Origin of the sequence: Brachyspira pilosicoli (assembly GCF_036997485.1) — a bacterium.
Taxonomy (GTDB): Bacteria; Spirochaetota; Brachyspiria; order Brachyspirales; family Brachyspiraceae; genus Brachyspira; species Brachyspira pilosicoli_C.
In genome coordinates this window covers 139968-159431 of record NZ_JAWLPU010000001.1, presented here as the reverse complement: position 1 = coordinate 159431, position 19464 = coordinate 139968, and the positions used below count along the sequence as shown (strand labels likewise).

The 19464-nt window shown below is 25.9% G+C and carries 17 protein-coding genes; 16 read left to right on the top strand and 1 reads right to left on the bottom strand.

Translation table 11 applies throughout. From position 1 onward, the window contains the following. The first annotated feature begins 5 nt into the window (after nt 1–5). From R4I97_RS00695 to R4I97_RS00625, 15 genes are all read left to right on the top strand, one after another. Nucleotides 6–845, top strand: a complete 840-nt coding sequence (locus tag R4I97_RS00695; RefSeq protein WP_335783239.1) for a 3-hydroxyacyl-CoA dehydrogenase family protein — start codon at nt 6–8, stop codon at nt 843–845. Between the two features lie 114 nt (nt 846–959). Further along, a complete protein-coding gene (locus R4I97_RS00690; RefSeq protein ID WP_335783238.1) occupies nt 960–1334 on the top strand; it encodes a group III truncated hemoglobin in 375 nt (124 codons plus the stop codon). Nucleotides 1335–1411: 77 nt separating this feature from the next. Further along, nucleotides 1412–2563: an ankyrin repeat domain-containing protein gene (locus R4I97_RS00685; RefSeq protein ID WP_335783237.1), complete on the top strand. Its 1152-nt coding sequence runs from the start codon at nt 1412–1414 to the stop codon at nt 2561–2563. 131 nt (nt 2564–2694) lie between these two features. After that, nucleotides 2695–3417: a hypothetical protein gene (locus R4I97_RS00680; RefSeq protein WP_335783236.1), complete on the top strand. Its 723-nt coding sequence runs from the start codon at nt 2695–2697 to the stop codon at nt 3415–3417. A 136-nt stretch (nt 3418–3553) separates the two neighbouring features. Continuing rightward, the gene (locus tag R4I97_RS00675) at nt 3554–5746 is read left to right on the top strand and encodes a hypothetical protein (protein ID WP_335783235.1); all 2193 of its coding nucleotides are present in this window, start codon (nt 3554–3556) and stop codon (nt 5744–5746) included. Between the two features lie 141 nt (nt 5747–5887). Further along, a complete protein-coding gene (locus R4I97_RS00670) occupies nt 5888–6016 on the top strand; it encodes a hypothetical protein (RefSeq protein ID WP_013243652.1) in 129 nt (42 codons plus the stop codon). A gap of 138 nt (nt 6017–6154) precedes the next feature. After that, nucleotides 6155–6430: a hypothetical protein gene (locus tag R4I97_RS00665; RefSeq protein ID WP_157159570.1), complete on the top strand. Its 276-nt coding sequence runs from the start codon at nt 6155–6157 to the stop codon at nt 6428–6430. Nucleotides 6431–6456: 26 nt separating this feature from the next. Further along, on the top strand, nt 6457–7203 hold the full coding sequence (locus tag R4I97_RS00660; protein ID WP_335783234.1) for a MerR family transcriptional regulator: 747 nt from the start codon (nt 6457–6459) through the stop codon (nt 7201–7203). Between the two features lie 153 nt (nt 7204–7356). After that, on the top strand, nt 7357–8154 hold the full coding sequence (locus R4I97_RS00655; RefSeq protein ID WP_335783233.1) for a hypothetical protein: 798 nt from the start codon (nt 7357–7359) through the stop codon (nt 8152–8154). 225 nt (nt 8155–8379) lie between these two features. Further along, a complete protein-coding gene (locus R4I97_RS00650; RefSeq protein ID WP_335783232.1) occupies nt 8380–9711 on the top strand; it encodes a tetratricopeptide repeat protein in 1332 nt (443 codons plus the stop codon). After that, a complete protein-coding gene (locus R4I97_RS00645; RefSeq protein ID WP_335783231.1) occupies nt 9701–10966 on the top strand; it encodes a hypothetical protein in 1266 nt (421 codons plus the stop codon). Before R4I97_RS00650 ends, R4I97_RS00645 begins: the two co-directional genes overlap by 11 nt. Before the next feature lie 109 nt (nt 10967–11075). Further along, the gene (locus R4I97_RS00640) at nt 11076–11870 is read left to right on the top strand and encodes a hypothetical protein (protein ID WP_335783230.1); all 795 of its coding nucleotides are present in this window, start codon (nt 11076–11078) and stop codon (nt 11868–11870) included. Nucleotides 11871–12671: 801 nt separating this feature from the next. Beyond that, nucleotides 12672–14264 carry an alkaline phosphatase gene (locus R4I97_RS00635; protein ID WP_335783229.1) on the top strand — a complete coding sequence of 531 codons (1593 nt, stop codon included), beginning with the start codon at nt 12672–12674 and terminating at the stop codon, nt 14262–14264. A 296-nt stretch (nt 14265–14560) separates the two neighbouring features. Further along, nucleotides 14561–14848, top strand: a complete 288-nt coding sequence (locus tag R4I97_RS00630) for a Bor/Iss family lipoprotein (protein ID WP_335762165.1) — start codon at nt 14561–14563, stop codon at nt 14846–14848. A gap of 89 nt (nt 14849–14937) precedes the next feature. Further along, nucleotides 14938–15555: a hypothetical protein gene (locus R4I97_RS00625; protein ID WP_335783228.1), complete on the top strand. Its 618-nt coding sequence runs from the start codon at nt 14938–14940 to the stop codon at nt 15553–15555. Between the two features lie 210 nt (nt 15556–15765). On the opposite strand, the gene R4I97_RS00620 is transcribed toward R4I97_RS00625, so the two are convergent. Then, the gene (locus R4I97_RS00620; protein ID WP_335783227.1) at nt 15766–17073 is read right to left on the bottom strand and encodes an MATE family Na+-driven efflux transporter; all 1308 of its coding nucleotides are present in this window, start codon (nt 17071–17073) and stop codon (nt 15766–15768) included. A gap of 286 nt (nt 17074–17359) precedes the next feature. Here R4I97_RS00620 and fusA point away from each other — a divergent pair, with 286 nt between their 5' ends. Continuing rightward, nucleotides 17360–19450: an elongation factor G gene (gene fusA, locus R4I97_RS00615; RefSeq protein ID WP_335783226.1), complete on the top strand. Its 2091-nt coding sequence runs from the start codon at nt 17360–17362 to the stop codon at nt 19448–19450. The last annotated feature ends 14 nt before the right edge of the window (nt 19451–19464 follow it).

Below are 19464 nucleotides of genomic sequence, written 5' to 3'. Positions count from 1 at the left end.
TTAAAATGAAAGTTGGTGTTATTGGTGCTGGAGCTATGGGCTCTGGTATTGCTCAAGCTTTTGCTCAAACTGAAGGTTATGAAGTTTGTTTATGTGATATTAAAGAAGAATTTGCTGCAAGCGGTAAGGCAAGAATCGCTAAAAGTTTTGACGGAAGAATTGCTAAGGGTAAAATGGAGAAAGCTGATGCTGATAAAATTTTATCTAAAATATCTATTGGTTTAAAAGATATTTGTAAAGATTGTGATTTAATCGTTGAGGCTGCTTTTGAAAATATGGAAGTTAAAAAAACTACTTTCAGAGAATTACATGAAATTTGTAAGCCTGATTGTATTTTCTCTTCTAATACTTCTTCACTTTCTATTACTGAAATAGGTGCTGGTATTGGAAGGCCTGTTGTTGGTATGCACTTCTTTAACCCTGCTCCTGTTATGAAATTAGTTGAAGTTATTTCTGGTATTAATACTCCAAGAGATGTTGTTGAAAAAATCATCAAAATATCTGAAGAGATTGGAAAGACACCTGTTGAAGTTAATGAGACAGCTGGTTTTGTTGTTAACCGTATATTAGTACCTATGATTAATGAGGCAATAGATTTATATTCTATGGGAGTTGCTTCTGTTGAGGGTATAGACAATGCTATGAAACTTGGTGCTAATCATCCTATGGGTCCTTTGGCTTTAGGTGATTTAATTGGTCTTGATATTGTGCTTGCTATTATGGAAGTACTTCAAAGAGAAACTGGAGACCCTAAATATAGACCTAGTGCTTTGCTTAAAAAAATGGTTCGCGGCGGTTTACTCGGACAGAAAACTGGTAAAGGTTTCTATGAATATTCTAAATAATTAATATATAGTTTGTTTGTTGTTTGCGAAGGGGTTATTTTAATCTCTTCGCTTTTTTTTATTTTAAAATATAGTATACTATTTTTATATTATATAATAAGGATATATGTAATTATGAAATATTGTGAAATTAATAATGAAGGTATAGAAAAATTAATGGATATTTTTTATGCTAAAATTAGGGTGCATAAAGAATTGGGGCCTATATTTAATGAACATGTTGGAATTGATGATGAGTCTTGGGAGAGACATAAAGAAAAGATTGCTAAGTTTTGGAAAACTATGCTTCTAAATCAAAAACTTTATATGGGTAACCCTGTTCAGCCGCATATTAATCTTATGCCTTTTGATATGAACTTATTTGACACTTGGCTTAATCTATTTAAAGAGTGCCTTGATGAAGTATTTGAAAAAGATGCTTCTAATCATTATTATGAGGTTGCATTTAATATTGCTAAAAATTTTAAGGCGGTATTATTTAATCAGTAAATTTTATTTAAAGCAAATAGTTTTCAAATATTATGTTAATATGTTATAATGTCTTTAAGTTTATTGTAGGATATTTTATGCGTATTATTTTGCTTATATTTTTTATAACATTTAATCTTCTTTATTCTCAGGATTATAATGAAGAAGAACAAAATCCTCCTATAGATATTCCTATAATTAAGGCTATTGCTGAAGATGATATTAATTCTCTAAAAAATATTATAAATAGCGGCGAAGATTTAGAGGTTAGAGATGAACAGGGTAATACTCCTTTAATATGGGCGGCACTTTATGGAAATATTGATATAGTAAGAGAGCTTATTAAGGCTAATGTAAATATTGATAATACTAACAATTTTGGAAATACTGCTTTGATGGGCGCTGTTCTTGAGGGGCATTATTCTACAATTAAACTTTTATTAGACAATAAAGCAAATATCAATATAACAAATAATGATGGCTGGTCTGCTTTGATGTGGGCTTCTGTGAGGGGGGATATTAATGTTTTTAATTTGCTTATAGAATATGGGGCAGATATAAATATTGCTGATAGAAATGGAAACACTCCTTTGATGATAGCTTCCGATTCTGCTTATATAGAGATTGTTGAAAGGCTTATAAAATTAAAGGTTGATGTAAATCAGGCAAACGGTTTAGGGGATAATGCTTTACTTATGGCTTCTATATCTGGAAATGTTGATATTGTGAGGAAGTTAATTGTTGCTGGGGCTAATGTTCATTTTAGAGGCTCTAATGGAATTACAGCTATAATTTATGCTTCAAGGTTTGGAAGATTAGAGATAGTAAAAGAGCTTATAAAAAGTAAAAGTGATGTAAATGCTGCTGCTTCTGACGGAACTACCCCTTTAATTGCTGCTTCTATAGACGGTTATATTGATATAATAAAAGAATTATTAAGAAATAAGGCTGATGTCAATAAAACTAACAATTCTGGATATAATGCTTTAATTATAGCTTCCATAGAAAATCATATTGATATAGTAAAAGAGCTTTTAGTATATAAAGCTGATATTAATGCTGTTACAGAAGAGGGGTATACTGCTTTAATGGGGGCTTCTGCTGCGGGAAATTTGGATATTGTTAAGATATTGGTTGATGCAGGGGCTGATATTAATTACAAATCAAAGGCAGGGGAGACGGCTTCAAGTATTGCTAAGAGGAAGGGTAATTTAGAAGTTTATGACTTTTTAAGCAGTATTTCTAAATAAAAATTAAAAAAAATTTACTTTTTATTAGTTTTTAGTAAAAAATATTTACTTTTACTTGACATTCAATTTACAATTTGCTATAATAAATAATGTCCTTCATTGATATACATAATTAAAAAAGGAGATTATTTATGAAAAAGCTATTTCTTCTAATTTTTTCATTATTTTTAATTCAGTCATATAGTATTCTTGCTGCCGATTTGGGAATTGGTATAGTGGTACCTCTTGGGGCTTCTATATCACAAAGTTCAATAACTCATAAATCGGGTGTTGACACTAAAAATGGTGCTTTAAGTACATCTGGTGCTTTTGAATGGGGTGTTGGTATTACTCCTGGTTTTTATAAGGATTTTGATGATTATATGGGTTTTTCTTTGGCTTTAGATTTGGCTTATCATAGAGATGTTTTTGCATACAAAGAAAGTGTGGCAACTGGAAATAATTCTTATTCTACTGTTAATACTTCCTACAATTTTGATACTATATCTATTGGCCTTCTTCCAAAGTTTAATATAGCAAGATTTTTTATAGGGCTTGGCGGAGGAGTTAAGATTCCTCTTGCTTCAAGTGAAACTACTAAAATATATGACGAACAAACTCAGCAATTAGTAGATGCTAATAATAAATATAATTTTAATAATACAAAAAATAGATTTGATATGTTTGTGATACCTTATATAAAACTTACTGTTGATTATTTATTTTTCTTTAATAAAGAAGCTGCATTAGGGCTTGGAATATATGCAGGATATGATTTTGGTCCTTCATTTAAGGCAGATGATAGATTTAGCAAAAAATCTTTAGGTGCTTTTGATATAGGTGCACAAATAAGTCTTTATTTTGTAGATAATTAATCCCCTTTATATAAAATTTTTATAAAAAATAATTTAATGTTTTAAGGTGTGTGCAAATAAAATGCATGCACCTTTTTTATTGATATTTATTAATTTTTTATTATAATAAGGCAAATTAAATATTTATGATTTTGATATGACAAAAAATAAAAGATATATAATTGAAAAATATAACTCTGACATATATGATGATTATTATATTCTTCATTCTCTAAAAAATATAGTAAAAAGAATTAATATACTAAAAGAAAAAAATAATAATATAAAAGTATTATTAGTATCAATCAATTCAGGAAAGCCTACACAATTAAAAAAAAAGTATAAATATATAGAAATAGAGTTTTATAAAGATTTAAGCTATAAAGAAGGAGATTATTATTATACAGATAATATTCATTTCTTTTTAGATGAAAATAAAATTTGCTTTTTTGAAATAGGTGTGTTTTTAGAATTATACAATAATTTAAAATCTTATGAACAATTTAGCCATACTTATATATATGAAACGATTAATAAAATAATAAGCCCTTATAAATTAATATATGAAAATTTCCCGTTTTTTAATAAAGAAAGAAATTACAAAGATATTATAAAAGATATAAAAAATAATCATTTTGATCTTATCATCAAAGAAAGAGAAATTGATAGATTAAAAAAAGTTATGCAGGAGTATTTTGATGATAATAATAAAAAAATTACTAATTCTATTCTTCCTTCATATAGATTAAATAAGAAAGATAAGAAAGACGAGCAAGATGAGAAATATAAGAAAGATAAGAAAAAGAATGAACCGAAGAAAACGAGATATTATACATTAGAAAGTTTAATAGTTTTAGATGAAATATTAAGAATATATAAAAGCATAAAAAGCACAGAGTTTGTATTTATTAGAAATATAAGCTACTTAGATGATACTGAAGAGATAGCAAAAGAGATATTTAATTTTAATAAAATACTAAAATCAAATATCTATACTATTGAAGGAGCAAAATACATAAAAGAAATTATTTTAAATATAAGTGATGATGAAGAAAGACAAAAAGAAATAAAAAAAATCGATATAAAAAATATATTAAATATATTTAATAATTTTGAAACTATACAAATAAAAGATTTAGAGAATACTATATTTTATTTGTATGATACAATACTTAGTCTGATAAAAGATATAAGAGATAATAAAAACTATAATAATATAATAGAAGAAAATGAAGAATTAAAAAGAGGCATTCTATATTATGACAGTGTTTTTTATTATTTAAGATATTTTATAGGGTATTTATTTACTGATAAACAAATTATAAATGAAGAAGAATATATAAAAATAATAGAGCTTTACATTTATAAATATAATACACTTAGAAACCATAATATTTATAGGTTTTACAAATTTTATTTAAATAATGAAACGGCAAAAAAATATAATATAAAAGATTACGGTACTATTAACTATAATCTTTACTATTATCGAGATGAAGAGAAAATAATTAAAAGATATTCAATATATGATTATAAGGAAATATGCATTTATTATTATAAGTTTATATTGATGAGTATTGCATACAATATTGTAGGATATCATAGAGATGAAAAAGATTATATAAAAACTAGGATAGAAATAAAAGAAGAGATAGAAAAAAATCCAGATAATATGATATTGAATTTTGGAATTTTTTATAAAGAAGAATTTGAAAAGATAAAAAATGATATTAATAAGTTTAATAGAATGCTTAATAATTTATATTTTATTAATATTATTGATTATGAAGAGTATAAAAAATATAATTGTTTTAAGTTAGAAGAATTAATAAATTATATTTGCGGTTTAATTGAAGATGAAGAAAAATTTATAAATATAGAAGAAAATATAAAAAACTTTGAAGTATATCAATCAATAAAAAAAGAAATTACAAAAATAAAAAGCATTGTTTCTGAGTTTGAAAAAGTTATTGAATATTTGCATAAAATTATTAACAATTTCAATTCATCTAAAGACATAAAGACGATAAATTTATTAAATTTTATTTTTTATCAAATTAAAGATAAATTTGCGGATATAGAAGAAAATATAAAACAATTTGAAAATATAAAACAATTTGAAAATATAAAACAATTTAAAGTATACAAATTAATAAAAAAAGAGATAGAATTAAATAATAAAAAATTAGAATATATTCACAATTCATATAATCTTTTAAATAAATTATTCCACTCATTTTTAGAAGAAGAATACAAATTAAGCTATGATAAAATAGAAGACATAATAAAAAAAATCAATAATTTCTATGATATATATAAACAAATAGAAATTCCTATAAAAAATATTTAAAAAAATCAAAAAAAAAATTCTCTATTGACATCCATACAAATATGTCAAATGATAAAAACATATAAAGAGCCTAATATATAACTATGGTTAGATAAAAAACACATATCTAACTAAATATCATTTTTATAAAGGAGGCTCGATATGAGTAAAAAACCAAATCATAATGCGGATATTTCAAATCCAAACAAAGGTACATCTGGAACCAATATTACTTATGACAAAAATCAGGGTAATAGAGGAAAACAGATGAACCCTAATCAGAAGAAATAAAATTTATTTCTTCGGCTGCCTCAAATTATTTACTAGTTTGGGGCGGCTTAAAGTTTAGAAATCATTATGTAAAAAGTTTATATGTAATGATGGTTAGGTGAAAAGAAAAATTAATATTTATAATAAGGAGATTATATAATGAATTTATTCATTGATTTACATAGAAAAAGTGCAAAAGAAGCTAGAAGCTATTTCACAAATTTATTAAAGGTATTATGCATATTGAAAATATTATTTGATGATAATCTAAACATTAATATGGAAATAGTATTCGGAAGAGGGCTTCATAGCGAAAATAAAAAACCTGTTTTGAAATATGTTGTTTTAAGACAAGCTAAAAAATATAAATATTTCGGATACAAATACAAACTAAATAAAAAAACAGCTAATGGTTCTATGATTATAACTTTTTAATTTTGTGCGAATAAGGTAAGTGTAAAATGGCAAGAAGAGATGAAAACAACAATATAGATAAAAATGCCAAAAGAAATATAAATGCTTTTGATGTGTATTATTTTATAAAGAATAAAAAATATGCTTTGCCAAAATATTCATTTATTTTGAAAAGCAAAAAAAGATTAATGTCTATAGGAGAATTTTTAAATCTTTTAGAAGATAACAATATAAAAAATATGAGTATTAATTTACTTAGGGAATGGGACAATAAAGAGCTTCTTCCTGCATATAGAGTTGAGAGGGGAATGATTAGAACAGAAAGCAGATACTACATAATGGAGCATCTTGATATTGTAAAAGAAATAGTGAAATTAAAATCCTATGGGTTTGAAATAAGAGAGATAGAAAAGGTTGTTTTTGAAAATAAATCTTTTGAAATACTTTTTTTATCAAAATTAATAAAAAATAAGGAGTTGCTTATGAAAATGAAATACATTGTAAAAAACATAAAACATATAGAAGATGAATTAGTAAGTTCTATATGCAATGAAGTAAAAAATATATTTAACATTAATGATGATGATTTTAAAGAAACTTTTAATGATAAGTATTTAAACACTATATTAAATGATTATAAAAGCAGCAATTTAAATCCTGATGAATTAAGTGTATTGTTATTATCTTTAATACTTTTGAGTTTATACAATTCTTATGACAATAATTCTTTTGACAGGAAAAAATTCTCTAAACAGTTTTATAGCATTATAAATGAGAATAAAAATACTACCTAACCATACTTAGGTACATAGTTTATTGATTGATTAGATTGAATAAAGAGTAAATATATTTAATATAGATAAACATATTTTAACATTTGATAATTTATTAAAGGTTAGTAAATCTTTAATTGTTATAAATAAAAAAATATTAATAAGGGGTTTGTTATGAAACACTTAAAAAAATTATTATTCACAGCTGTATTAGCAGCAGCATTAAGCACATCAGCATTCGCAGCAAGCGGATTCGAGTTTATACTTAATGTGCCATTAGGTATGAATATTGATATGGGGCAGGGTATTGATCATATAGCTCAGTATAATGGCGAAGATGTTTATAGAGCTTATTATTCTGCTGATAATTTTTTAGGTTTTACAACAGGTGTAGAGGCTCAAGTTGGTTATATGTTTCAAGTTGTTAATAATTTTGGTATAAGCGTTTTGGGAGAAGTAGGGTATAGATTTGATACTATAACAGCTAATTATACTTATATGTACGGTACTAATAATCCTTATAAAGAAGGCGATAAATTAAGAGAAAATCCTATAATATCTTCTGCTCATAGTTTTAAAATTGGTTTATTTCCAAAGTTTAATATTAAGGCATTTTCTATAGGCATAGGCGGCGGTATTATAATTCCTGTATCAGGTTCTATAGTATACAAAGGAGATGATGGAATTAATTATCAAGTAGGAGATAATTATAAATCTCAATTTGATAAAAGCGAATTGCCAGTAGGTTTTTATTTCAAATTAAGTTTAGATTATTCTATATTCTTTACAGAAACTTCAGCTTTGAATCTTGGTTTATATGCAACATTTACAGGAGTAGGCGGATTAAAAATTCCTGATAATAGTTCTCTAAATGATTATCCTGAAGCAGATATTTATTATTATAGACCATTTACAGGTATCGATGTAGGTGCACAGATTGGCTATAGATTCGGACCTAAAGCTTTTAATTAATTTTAGCAAATAGTTCTGTTAATAAAACATTATATAAAAAGTCTGTCTTAATATTTATTAGGGCGGGCTTTTTATTATAAAAATTTAAAAATAAATTATTTAATGTTTTTAGGGTGTGTGCAATAAAAAAATGCATGCACCTTTTTTATTGATATTTATTAATTTATCTATTATAATGCTCATAATTTAATAGTGTTTGGTTGTATAATTATGAACAATTATAGTATGGAAAATTTAATATATTTTATTAATCGTTCTTTCAAAAATAAATCATATAATTTAACACTAAAATTATTAGAAGAATTAATCAAAAGAGATAAAACTTCTTATAAAGCATATTGTTTATTAGGATATATTATTTTTATAAATTCAGAAAATAATAGAGAAAAATTAAAACAAGCTATTAACTATTTTGATATATCTATAAAGCTTCAAAAATATTATCCATTATCTTACTATTATAGAATTAAGTCAAAAAAAATATTAATTAAAATTAATAGTAAAGAAGCTTCTAAAATTAAAGAAGAAATGAAATTGGATATTTGTTTTTTAAAGAAACTTGTAAATAATTATTTAATAAAAAATATAATAAAAAATTTCTTAAAAAATCCATTATATTTTCAAAATAAAAAAACTTTAATATTAAAAAATATTGAAGAGATAAAAGATTATATGATAGATTTTAATACTCAAAAAGTTAAATATGATTATTCTGATATTATAGAAAATTATAATCATTTTATAGAAACAAACAATAATATGAAATATGATTTACATAATTTGAGAGGTTTTATTAAATTCAATTTAAATATATATGATGAAGCTTTAGAAGATTTCAATACTTCAATAAATCATAAATATTCAGACGGTTATTATAATAGAGCAAAACTAAAATACAAATTAAGAGAATATAGTGAGGCCTTAAGAGATTTTAAAAAAGCTAAACAAATATTTATGAGAGAATCTTCTTCAAATGTTGTAGATAGAATAAAATGCGACCATTATATTGCTTGGTGTAATTATAAACTAAATAATATTGATATTGTTTTTGATGATATTGAAGTTGATGATATAATAGAAGATAATTCTTTAGCCTATTATAATATAGCAAAATTAAAACTTCATTTAAAGAAATATGATGAGGCGTATAAATATTTTTCTAAAATAGATAAAGATTGCAGAAATTATAAAAAGGCAAAATATTATATTCAGGCATGTGAATATAGAATGAATAATAATTATGATGATATAGAGTTTTTAGAAAATATTTTAAAATTACTCTCAATATATAAAGAAGAAAATGATTTTGGAACTGTGAATAATCTTGGCAGTGAAATTTTAGAGCATATTGAAAGATTTGATAAGAAGTCTTTTAATTATAATTATTATAGGGCTATAGTATTATACTCTATTTATGAGGTTGGAGAGTATAATAAAAAATTAAAAAGGCAGTTAGTAGAAAGTTTGAAAAGCGTATTTGTTATGATAAAAGATAAAAAAAGAGAATATTATACAATAAAAAAAATGTTATTGGATTTACAAAGATATGGCATTTGAAAAATTTAAAGAAGATATTAGTTATAATAGTTTTAAATACAATAAAAAAAATATTATACCCTCATTGGATAATATAAAAAATAGTAATAAAAATATTTACACTATCGAAAGTGTTTCTGGAAGAGAGAAGAAAGAAAATAATGATTATAAATTAAGAAAAATTAATCTTTTAAAAAATGGGGAATTTTTGTATGACGGCTATAAGATAGAATATCTTAATAAAGAAGAAATTAGAAATATTGATTTTAAAAGTAGTATTTATTTTTTTAGTGTAGATGCTTTTATAGAATATTATAACTATGCTGCTAATAAAAAAATAGAAACACAATATTATGTAGATAGAATCAAAGACAGACTAAAACAAAAAACCTATAAAAAACTAATACTTCCAGCATACAAATTAAAAAGTAAAGATATAAAAAAAGAAAAACATTTTTATATAACTCAAGAATTGGATATACTTGATTTTTTAATTGATAATTTTGAGTTTGGTACGGATATAAGAGAGATATTGTATGATATAGATTTAAATTATGTATGTTTTATAGAGAGAAAAATTAAGGCTTTATATAACAAAATAATAAAAACAAAAAAATCAAACAATGAAAAAATATATTATGATTATAAGCTATACTATATTGCGTTTTTTATTTATGATTATTATAAACAAAAGAGAATTGGTAAAAAAGATTATTATAAACTTATAAATATTTATAAAAAAGCCTATAAAAAAATTTTAAAAAAGAAAAAAGATGAAAAACATTTTTATTATGGAGAGGAAGTAGAAAATAAAAGCAGTTATTATAATGTAGATTTATTAAAAAGATATGATGGTTTTGTATATAATTATAATTTTAAAGAATATATTAATTTACATTATAAACTTATAGATTATCAAATAGAACAAAAGAGATATTTAAAAAGATACACAGATTTTTTTAGCAGTCAAATATTAGTATTTTTATATTTTTTAGGGCATATTTCTAAGGCTGATTTTTTAGCTTTAAGAGAAAAGATAAAATATTTAGAGGCTATGAGTTTGCCATTAAAAAAAGATAATATAAATTTAGAAGAAGATGAAGAGAATATAATCTTTGAAGTATCATCGGCTAATAATTACAATATGGTTTTAATAGACTATATAGAGTTATATAATTTCACAAGGCTTTATCATAAAAAGAGCATCAAAAGTTCTTATAAAAAACATGTTCAATTAATCTTGAAATCAAGCGAGCTTAAAAAAATTTTAAAATAATTTTTGAAGTATTTAATTTATTTTCATACTTCAAATGTATTTTTTTTATCTCAATGTATAATGCCTCTTAAATATAGTTTTCTATAAAAAAATTAATAAGGGGTTTGTTATGAAACACTTGAAAAAAATTATTTTCACAGCTGTATTAGCAGCAGCATTAAGCACATCAGCATTCGCAGCAAGCGGATTTGAGTTTATACTTAATGTGCCATTAGGTATGAATATTGATATGGGGCAGGGTATTGATCATACAGCTCAGTATAATGGCGACAAAGTTTATAGAGCTTATTATTCTGCTGATAATTTTTTAGGTTTTACAACAGGTGTAGAGGCTCAAGTTGGTTATATGTTTCAAGTTGTTAATAATTTTGGTATAAGCCTTTTAGGAGAAGTAGGGTATAGATTTGATACTATAACAGCTAATTATACTTATATGTACGGTACTAATAATACTTATAAAGAAGGCGATAAATTAAGAGAAAATCCTATAACATCTTCTGCTCATAGTTTTAAAATTGGTTTGTTTCCAAAGTTTAATATTAAGGCATTTTCTATAGGCATAGGCGGCGGCATTATAATTCCTGTATCAGGTTCTATAGTATACAAAGGAGATAATGGGATTAATTATCAAGTAGGAGATAATTATAAATCTCAATTTGATAAAAGCGAATTGCCAGTAGGTTTTTATTTCAAATTAAGTTTAGATTATTCTATATTCTTTACAGAAACTTCAGCTTTGAATCTTGGTTTATATGCAACATTTACAGGAGTAGGCGGATTAAAAATTCCTGATAATAGTTCTCTAAATGATTATCCTGAAGCAGATATTTATTATTATAGACCATTTACAGGTATCGATGTAGGTGCACAGATTGGCTATAGATTCGGACCTAAAGCATTTTAATTAATTTTAGCAAATAGTTCTGTTAATAAAACAATTATATAAAAAGTCTGTCTTAATATTTTAGGACGGGCTTTTTTAATTTGTATAGAATACTTGTTTCAAAACTAAATTAAGAAATATTTACAGCATTTTTAATTTTACTATTTAGATTTTTATAACGGGGCTTTGCCCCGTACCCCAGTTCTTTTGTTGGCACAAAGAACCAAAAAGACTGCAATTTTATACATTGAAATTAATAATTACACAACATATAAAACATTATTTTATGCCTAAAATTATTCTGAAAATAAGTAATCAATTTTGTCAAGTACTTTTGAAACAAGTATAGACTTACTTTACCACGCGTTAAGCTAATCATAAAAATAAATTTCTAAATATTACTAAGCCAATTTACAACTAGTCTTTTTTGCAACTTTGACTAAGTCTGCTTTAGCATGGGCACAAAAAAGTTGATAAAATTTTTAAACACGCGTTGAATTCACTATAAAAATAAAGCTAGTTAATAATTAAACATTTATTATAAAATTAAATTCTGTTTACCGCGTGCTGTTAAAGTTTATAAATTTAAAAAAACTTGGGCTGGCGTGCTTTTACTTGATAGGCAGTAAATATAAATAAAATGTTTATTCAAAATAAAATTTCAAGCTATAAAGGGCGGGGAGTGTGAATAAATTTAAAATTTTTTTAAAAAAACTATCATAAATATTTATATGCTATTGATTTTTATTTTATTATAATATATAGTATGTGCGTAAAATTTGATATCAGATTTTTACCAAATTATAAAGATTGGAGAAATCTATGATTCAATTATTACCTATTCTTCTTTTATCCGCATTTTTTATCGGATGCGGTCAACAGCATTACACTAATTTAGAAAATACCTCAAAAGCTAAAAACGTTATAGTCTTAATTGCAGACGGACAAAGCTCTGATGTAATCACATACTCAAGATGGTTTAACGGCGGAGATTCATTAGCAATAGATGAGATGTTAAGCGGAGCAGTGAGAACACATAACGCTGATTCTCCTATAGCAGATTCAGCCCCTGCAGGCACAGCTTTATCTACAGGCTATAAATCATCTTATCAGCAGTTTATAGGTGTACTTCCAGATGAGGCTATACTTCCTAATTCATCAATACCTACTGAAGCAAGAGCACCTATAGCAAATGTTTTGGAAGGAGCTCAGCTTCTCGGCAAATCTACAGGAGTAATTTCAACTTCAGAAATTATGCATGCCACTCCTGCAGCTTTTTCTGCTCATGATATCACTAGAAAAGATTATGATGATTTAAGCGAACAGCAAGTGTTTCAAGATATAGATGTTATATTAGGTGGAGGATATAAGTTCTTTACTAAAGAAGTTAGAAAAGACGGAAAAGATTTAATATCAGAAATGACTAATTTAGGCTATTCTATAATTAGAACTTCAGACGAATTAGATTCTTTTAGAGGCGATAAAGTTGTAGGACTTTTTGCTGATGCAGATTTGGCTTATGAAATAGACAGAGATGAGACAACTCAGCCTTCATTAGCTCAAATGACTTCAAAGGCTATAGATATACTTTCTAAAAATGATAAAGGTTTTTTCTTGATTGTGGAGGCTTCAAAAGTGGATTGGGCAGCTCATGCTAATGATCCTGTTGGATTAGTTTCTGATACTTTGGCTTATGTTGATGCTGTAAAAGCGGCATTAGATTTTGCCAAAAAAGATAATAATACTATGGTTATAGCGGTAACTGACCATGGAAACAGCGGTTTTACTATGGGTAATTATGAAACTTCTTCAGACTATCACAAAAGAAAATTAGAAAGTTTTATAGAGCCTGTAAAAAAAGCTTCACGTTCTGCTGAGTATGTGGCAAGAAAAATAGAAGCAGGAGAAGATATAAAAACTGCTATGCAAAAATATTATGCTATAGATGATATGACAGAAGAAGAGGTTAATTCTCTTAGAGGAAAAACAGGAGACGATTTACATTATGCTATAGGACCAATATTAGCAAAAAGAGCTTATTTAGGTTTCAGCACTCATGGACACACTGGTGAAGATGTTCCTCTATATACATATTTACCTAATAACAATAGAATTATAGGAGTTATAGACAATACAGACATAGCTAAAAATGTTGCTTTTGCTATGGGAATAAATTTAGATGAAGCTACAAAAAAATTGTTTATGAGTGAAGATGAATTAAAGAAGGCAGGTGTAGAATTAACATCAGACGGTCATATTCTTACTATGCATATTGGTGATAAAACTGCTCAAATAATGAAAAATAGAAATATAATAATTGTAGATGGAGAGAAAAAAACTTTAGATGGTGTGGTTGTTTACAATGAATCTAAATGGTATTTTCCTTCTCAAGTGTTAGATATATTGAATAATTAATAATAATATTTAATGTTTTAGAGAGCGTAGGTGTTTTTCAATGCTTACGCTTTTTTATTTATAAATTTTAATAATATATAAAAAGTTTTTTGTATATATAAATATTATTCAATATCAAATAAATTTAAAAAATATAATAATTCTGTTTTAAATTATGATATTCATTTTTGTTTACTTAAAAAATTAAGAAATACTTAATTCAATATGTCTGGCTTATACACATAATGCTAAATATTTGTAATAAAAAAATATTTATGCTAAAATCGAACCCACTATATAAATAAAAAGGATAAAAAATGAAAAAGTTTATTGTTATGATGTTTGTTGTGGCATTGTTTGCAGCTTCTTGTTTATCGCATAGGCATATAGTTGGTAATGGACCTCAAACTGGTGTGAAGATTGAAAGAAAGCAGTGGTATGCTTTATGGGGATTAGTTCCTGTTGGTGATGTAAATACTAAAGAATTAGCAGGCGGAGCAAAGGATTATGAGATATATACTAGATGCAATGCTGGGGACTTTTTCTTAAATATTTTAACAAGTATTGTTACTTTCCAAAGCAGAACAGTAACAGTTACTAAATAAAATTTAATTATTTATATATTTATGTATTATTATAAAAAATTATGATACTACATAAATATTAAGTTAGGTAAATATTTAGGCAAGTATTGATGAAAAGAAATATTTTTTATTTATTATTAATATTTTTATTATTAAGCTGCAATAAAAAAGAAAATATAAATGATGTTTCTAATAATTATGCTTTAAATTATGCAGATTTATTTTCCAACAAAGAAATTAATTTTAAAAAATTAGACTTAGGAGATGATATTTCTACTAATGAAAGATATTTTATTACAAATGCTTATGTAAGTTTTGTTCCTCCAATAAACTCTATTAAATTAACAGATAAAGAGAGAGATGATATAATTTCTAAAACAGGTTATGGAAAAGGTTACTTTGATGTTGATAGTATGTTCATAGACGAGAAAATAAAAATAACATGTTTGGCGGGATATACTAAAAAAGAGGGAGATAATCTTAATTCTTTAATTAGTTTTATAAGAAAGATGAATAATGGAAATAATTTTACAGAAGAATATTATACTATTAATGGAATAAAAAATATTCAGTTTAAAATTAATATGGATAATGCTACTAGCATACTTTATACAATCTTTGAATCTAATAATGGCTATTATTTTATATTAAATTATACGTTTCCTGTTTATTATTTGGAAGATTCTTTAATGAGGATAGCAAATTCTTTAAATAGTGTTAAATTTTAAGAGTTATCTTTTTATAAGGTTAAAATTCTTTTTTATATTTTTATTTCTTTTATATCTTTGCATTCATAATATAATAAAGTTATAGTTTATAATACAAACTAAGTAAAATCTAAATGGTACTTTCCTTCTCAGGTTTTAGATATATTAAAATAATAATTATTTAATGTTTTATAGACCGTAGGTATTTTTTTAATATCTACGCTTTTTTAATTATATTTCATTATTCTTTAATTTTCTTATCATAGTGAAATAAATTATATATATTATTACAGTTGATATTAATATAGCTAATCCAAATCTCAATGTTATATTTAATAATGTTATTTCATACACACCTTTTAAATATAAAATAAAGTATGGAATATTAAAGAAAGTATTAACTAAGAAAGACTGTAGCAGCATATATTTTATTTGACCTATTGCATATAATAAACTTGAAATGATGGTGTAGTATGCATAGCATATATAAAAAGGAAAAAGTATCATAACCAAGTTCATAACCGATTCAAGATTTTGAGCATTCATTATGTATTTTATAAAATATTTATAAGTTGGTATTAAAGCTATCCATATTAACACAAATATAGTAGTTAATAATACATAAGGTTTTAAGCTTCTATTATGTTTTTTTGATAAGTCTGTTTTTATGAGAGTTCCTATTTGATTTATTGGTATTAATAGCCAAGCCCAGTAAAAAGAATTAGCAATCCAATAATTTCCCTGTTCTCCTACAATATTTATCATTCTCACAAGCACTATACTATAAATTAAGTTTCTATAAAAAGATTCAAGCCCAGATACCACATTTAGAGAAGTAATCTTTTTATTCCATAGGAAAGTCAATTTTGTTTTAGAGAAAATATTATATCCGCATTTATTCAATAAAAATATGGCAATTATAACTGATATTAAGTTAGATATTATGTTATTGTACGCTATACCATTAACACCCAAGTTTAATGATATGCTATATTGAGAGACAAATAATATATCAAGAATAATAGTTAGAAACATTTTTATTGTAGTTATTGCAAATATTGATTTATAATTTTCCAAAGAAGTATGAGCTATAATCATTAAATGAAATAATACTATAGCAATGTTAGCAAAAGATTCTAATTTTATATATGTTGTTGTTTGAGCATATAAATCAATTTGCTGTTTCATTGCAGTAACAAGGTTTCCAGCAAATATATTTATAATTAAAGCCATTATAATATATATAAATGTTATTATTATAATGGAGCTTCTTAATTTATTTATAAAAACTTCTTTATGATTATTAATATCATCATCTTTTATATTTCCTAAAAAGAAAAATAGAGGAGCTATTATTGCTTCTTCAAATACTTCATATATAATTCCTAACCACATTTGCTGTGATGCTATATTGATACCGCTTGCATTAGGATAGCTGTCTAACAAATATATTCTGAAAGTTGAGTAAATAGAAGGGATTAAAGCTTGTATGATTAGAACGATAAACAATTTAAAATTAATTTTTCTAAGTAAATTCATAAACACATAACTCTCCGCACTCAAAAATGATACATATCATACATTAATATAAACATTTTATCAATAAATTCTTATAATATAATTGTTATTTCATAAATAAATATTAATTTTTGTGTTAAAAATAGGTAGTAGAATTTGATTTTTGATACTTTTTTTACTATACTTGAGTTAACATGCAGTATTTAGCTTTCTATGAACCTGCTTATCTTCTAAGCAATCACAAGTCAATAGAAAATCATAAAAACATTAATAATAAAAATAACCGCCATCATAAGGAGGAATGTTTATGGGAAAAATTTACAACCCAGAAAGTATTCGTAATGTAGCCCTATTAGGGCATGTTGGAAGTGGTAAAACTTCTTTGAATGAAGCTTTGCTTTTTAGAGCTAAGTGTATTGACAAAAAAGGAGAAGTGGCAAGAGGTACTACAGTAAGCGATTATACAGATGAAGAGATTAAGCAGAAAATGTCCATTCGTACTTCTTTAAGTTTTATAGAGTGGAAAGACCATAAGATTAATCTGCTGGATATTCCTGGTTCGGGTGATTTTAGCGGCGATATTAACCCAGCTTTAAGAGTTGCAGAATCATGTATTGTTGTAATAGATGCTGAGTTTGGCATACAGATAGAAACCGAAAAGCATTGGCAAATGGCTAATAATTTCAAAAGACCAAGAATCGTATTTATTAATAAAATTGATAAAGACATGGTTGATCATAAGGCTTTATTAGAAAAGATAGAAAACAATTTTAAAGAGCCTCCTGTAGTGCCTATACAAATACCTATGGGTAATGGTAAAGATTTTAAGGGTATTATAGATGTTATTTATCATAAGGCTTTCTTTAGAGATGAAGAGGGTAAGATAGTAGAAGCAGAAATACCAGAAGAGTATTATGATGAATATAGAGCTACAAGAGACAGATTAAAAGAGCTTGTATGTGAAGTAGATGACAGTTTAACAGAAAAGTTCTTAGATGGCGGTAAGTTTACCGATGAAGAATATATAGAAGCTTTAACTAAATCTATTCTTCAATACAAGGTAGTACCTATTCTTTTTGGTACATCCATTAGAGATATAGGAATGGGTGCTGTACTTGATACAATAATAAGATATATGCCTTCGCCTTCTTATGTGCCTGTTACAGACGGTACTGACCTTTTAACTAATGAACCTGCTACAAGGTCTATATTAGGCGATAATAATCCATTTGCAGCTTTTGTATTTAAAACAACAATAGACCAATATGCAGGACGTATTTCTTTCTTTAAAGTTCGTTCTGGAAGTATAAAAAGCGGCGATGAAATATATAATTCCAGAACAGGCAAAAAAGAAAAAGTTTCGCACATATATATAGCAAGAGGAAAAAAACAAATAGAGGCAGATACAATCACAGCAGGCGATATTGGAGTATTAGCAAAACTTTCTGATTGTAGAACAGGCGATACTATAAGCGTACCTTCTTCACCTTTCCAATTCTTACCTCTTAAAGTTCCTCAGCCAATATATTTTACAGCAATTAAAATACTTAAAAATGATGTAAAAGCATTGGAAGTATTAGACACTATTAGTCAAGAAGATTTAACTTTCCATGTAGAGTTTGATAGCGAAACAAAAGAAACTATCATAAAAGCTATGGGAGATTTGCAAGTAAAATTGGCATTAGATAGAGTTATTGCTCTTACAAAAGCAGAAATAGAGCAAAGTGTTCCAAGAGTTGCATATAGAGAGACAATAAGAAAACAAGCACAAGCACAATACAGACATAAAAAACAATCAGGCGGAAGCGGACAATTTGGAGAGGTTCATTTAGAAGTTTCACCTCTTCCTCGTGACGGCGGTTATGAATTTATAAACGATATATTTGGAGGTGCTATACCTAAACAATATATACCTGGTGTAGAAAAGGGTATACAAGATGCTTTAGCACAAGGACCTTTAGGAAGATACCCTATGGTGGATGTTAAAGTTAGAGTTTATGATGGTAAGTACCATGATGTAGATTCTAATGAATTATCATTTAGAATAGCTGCATCTATGGCTGCTAAGGAGGCTTTTAAAAATGCTTCACCTGTGCTGCTTGAACCTGTTATGAAGGTTACAGTTTATGTGCCTGAAGAGTTTACTGGTTCTATAATGAATGAGCTCACAGGTAAAAGAGGCAAAATTTTAGGAATGGAGGCTGCATCAAACACTGTACAAATGATTAAGGCAGAAGTTCCGCTTTCAGAGATGCTTACTTATTCTATAGAAATGAAGGCTTCTACTTCTGGAAGAGGTACTTTTGAGATGGAACATTCACATTATCAAGAGCTTACTGGTCCTTTGGCTGATAAGGTTATTGAAGAGCGTAAGGCTTTGCTTGGAAATGCTGAATAGGGTTAAAATGTATA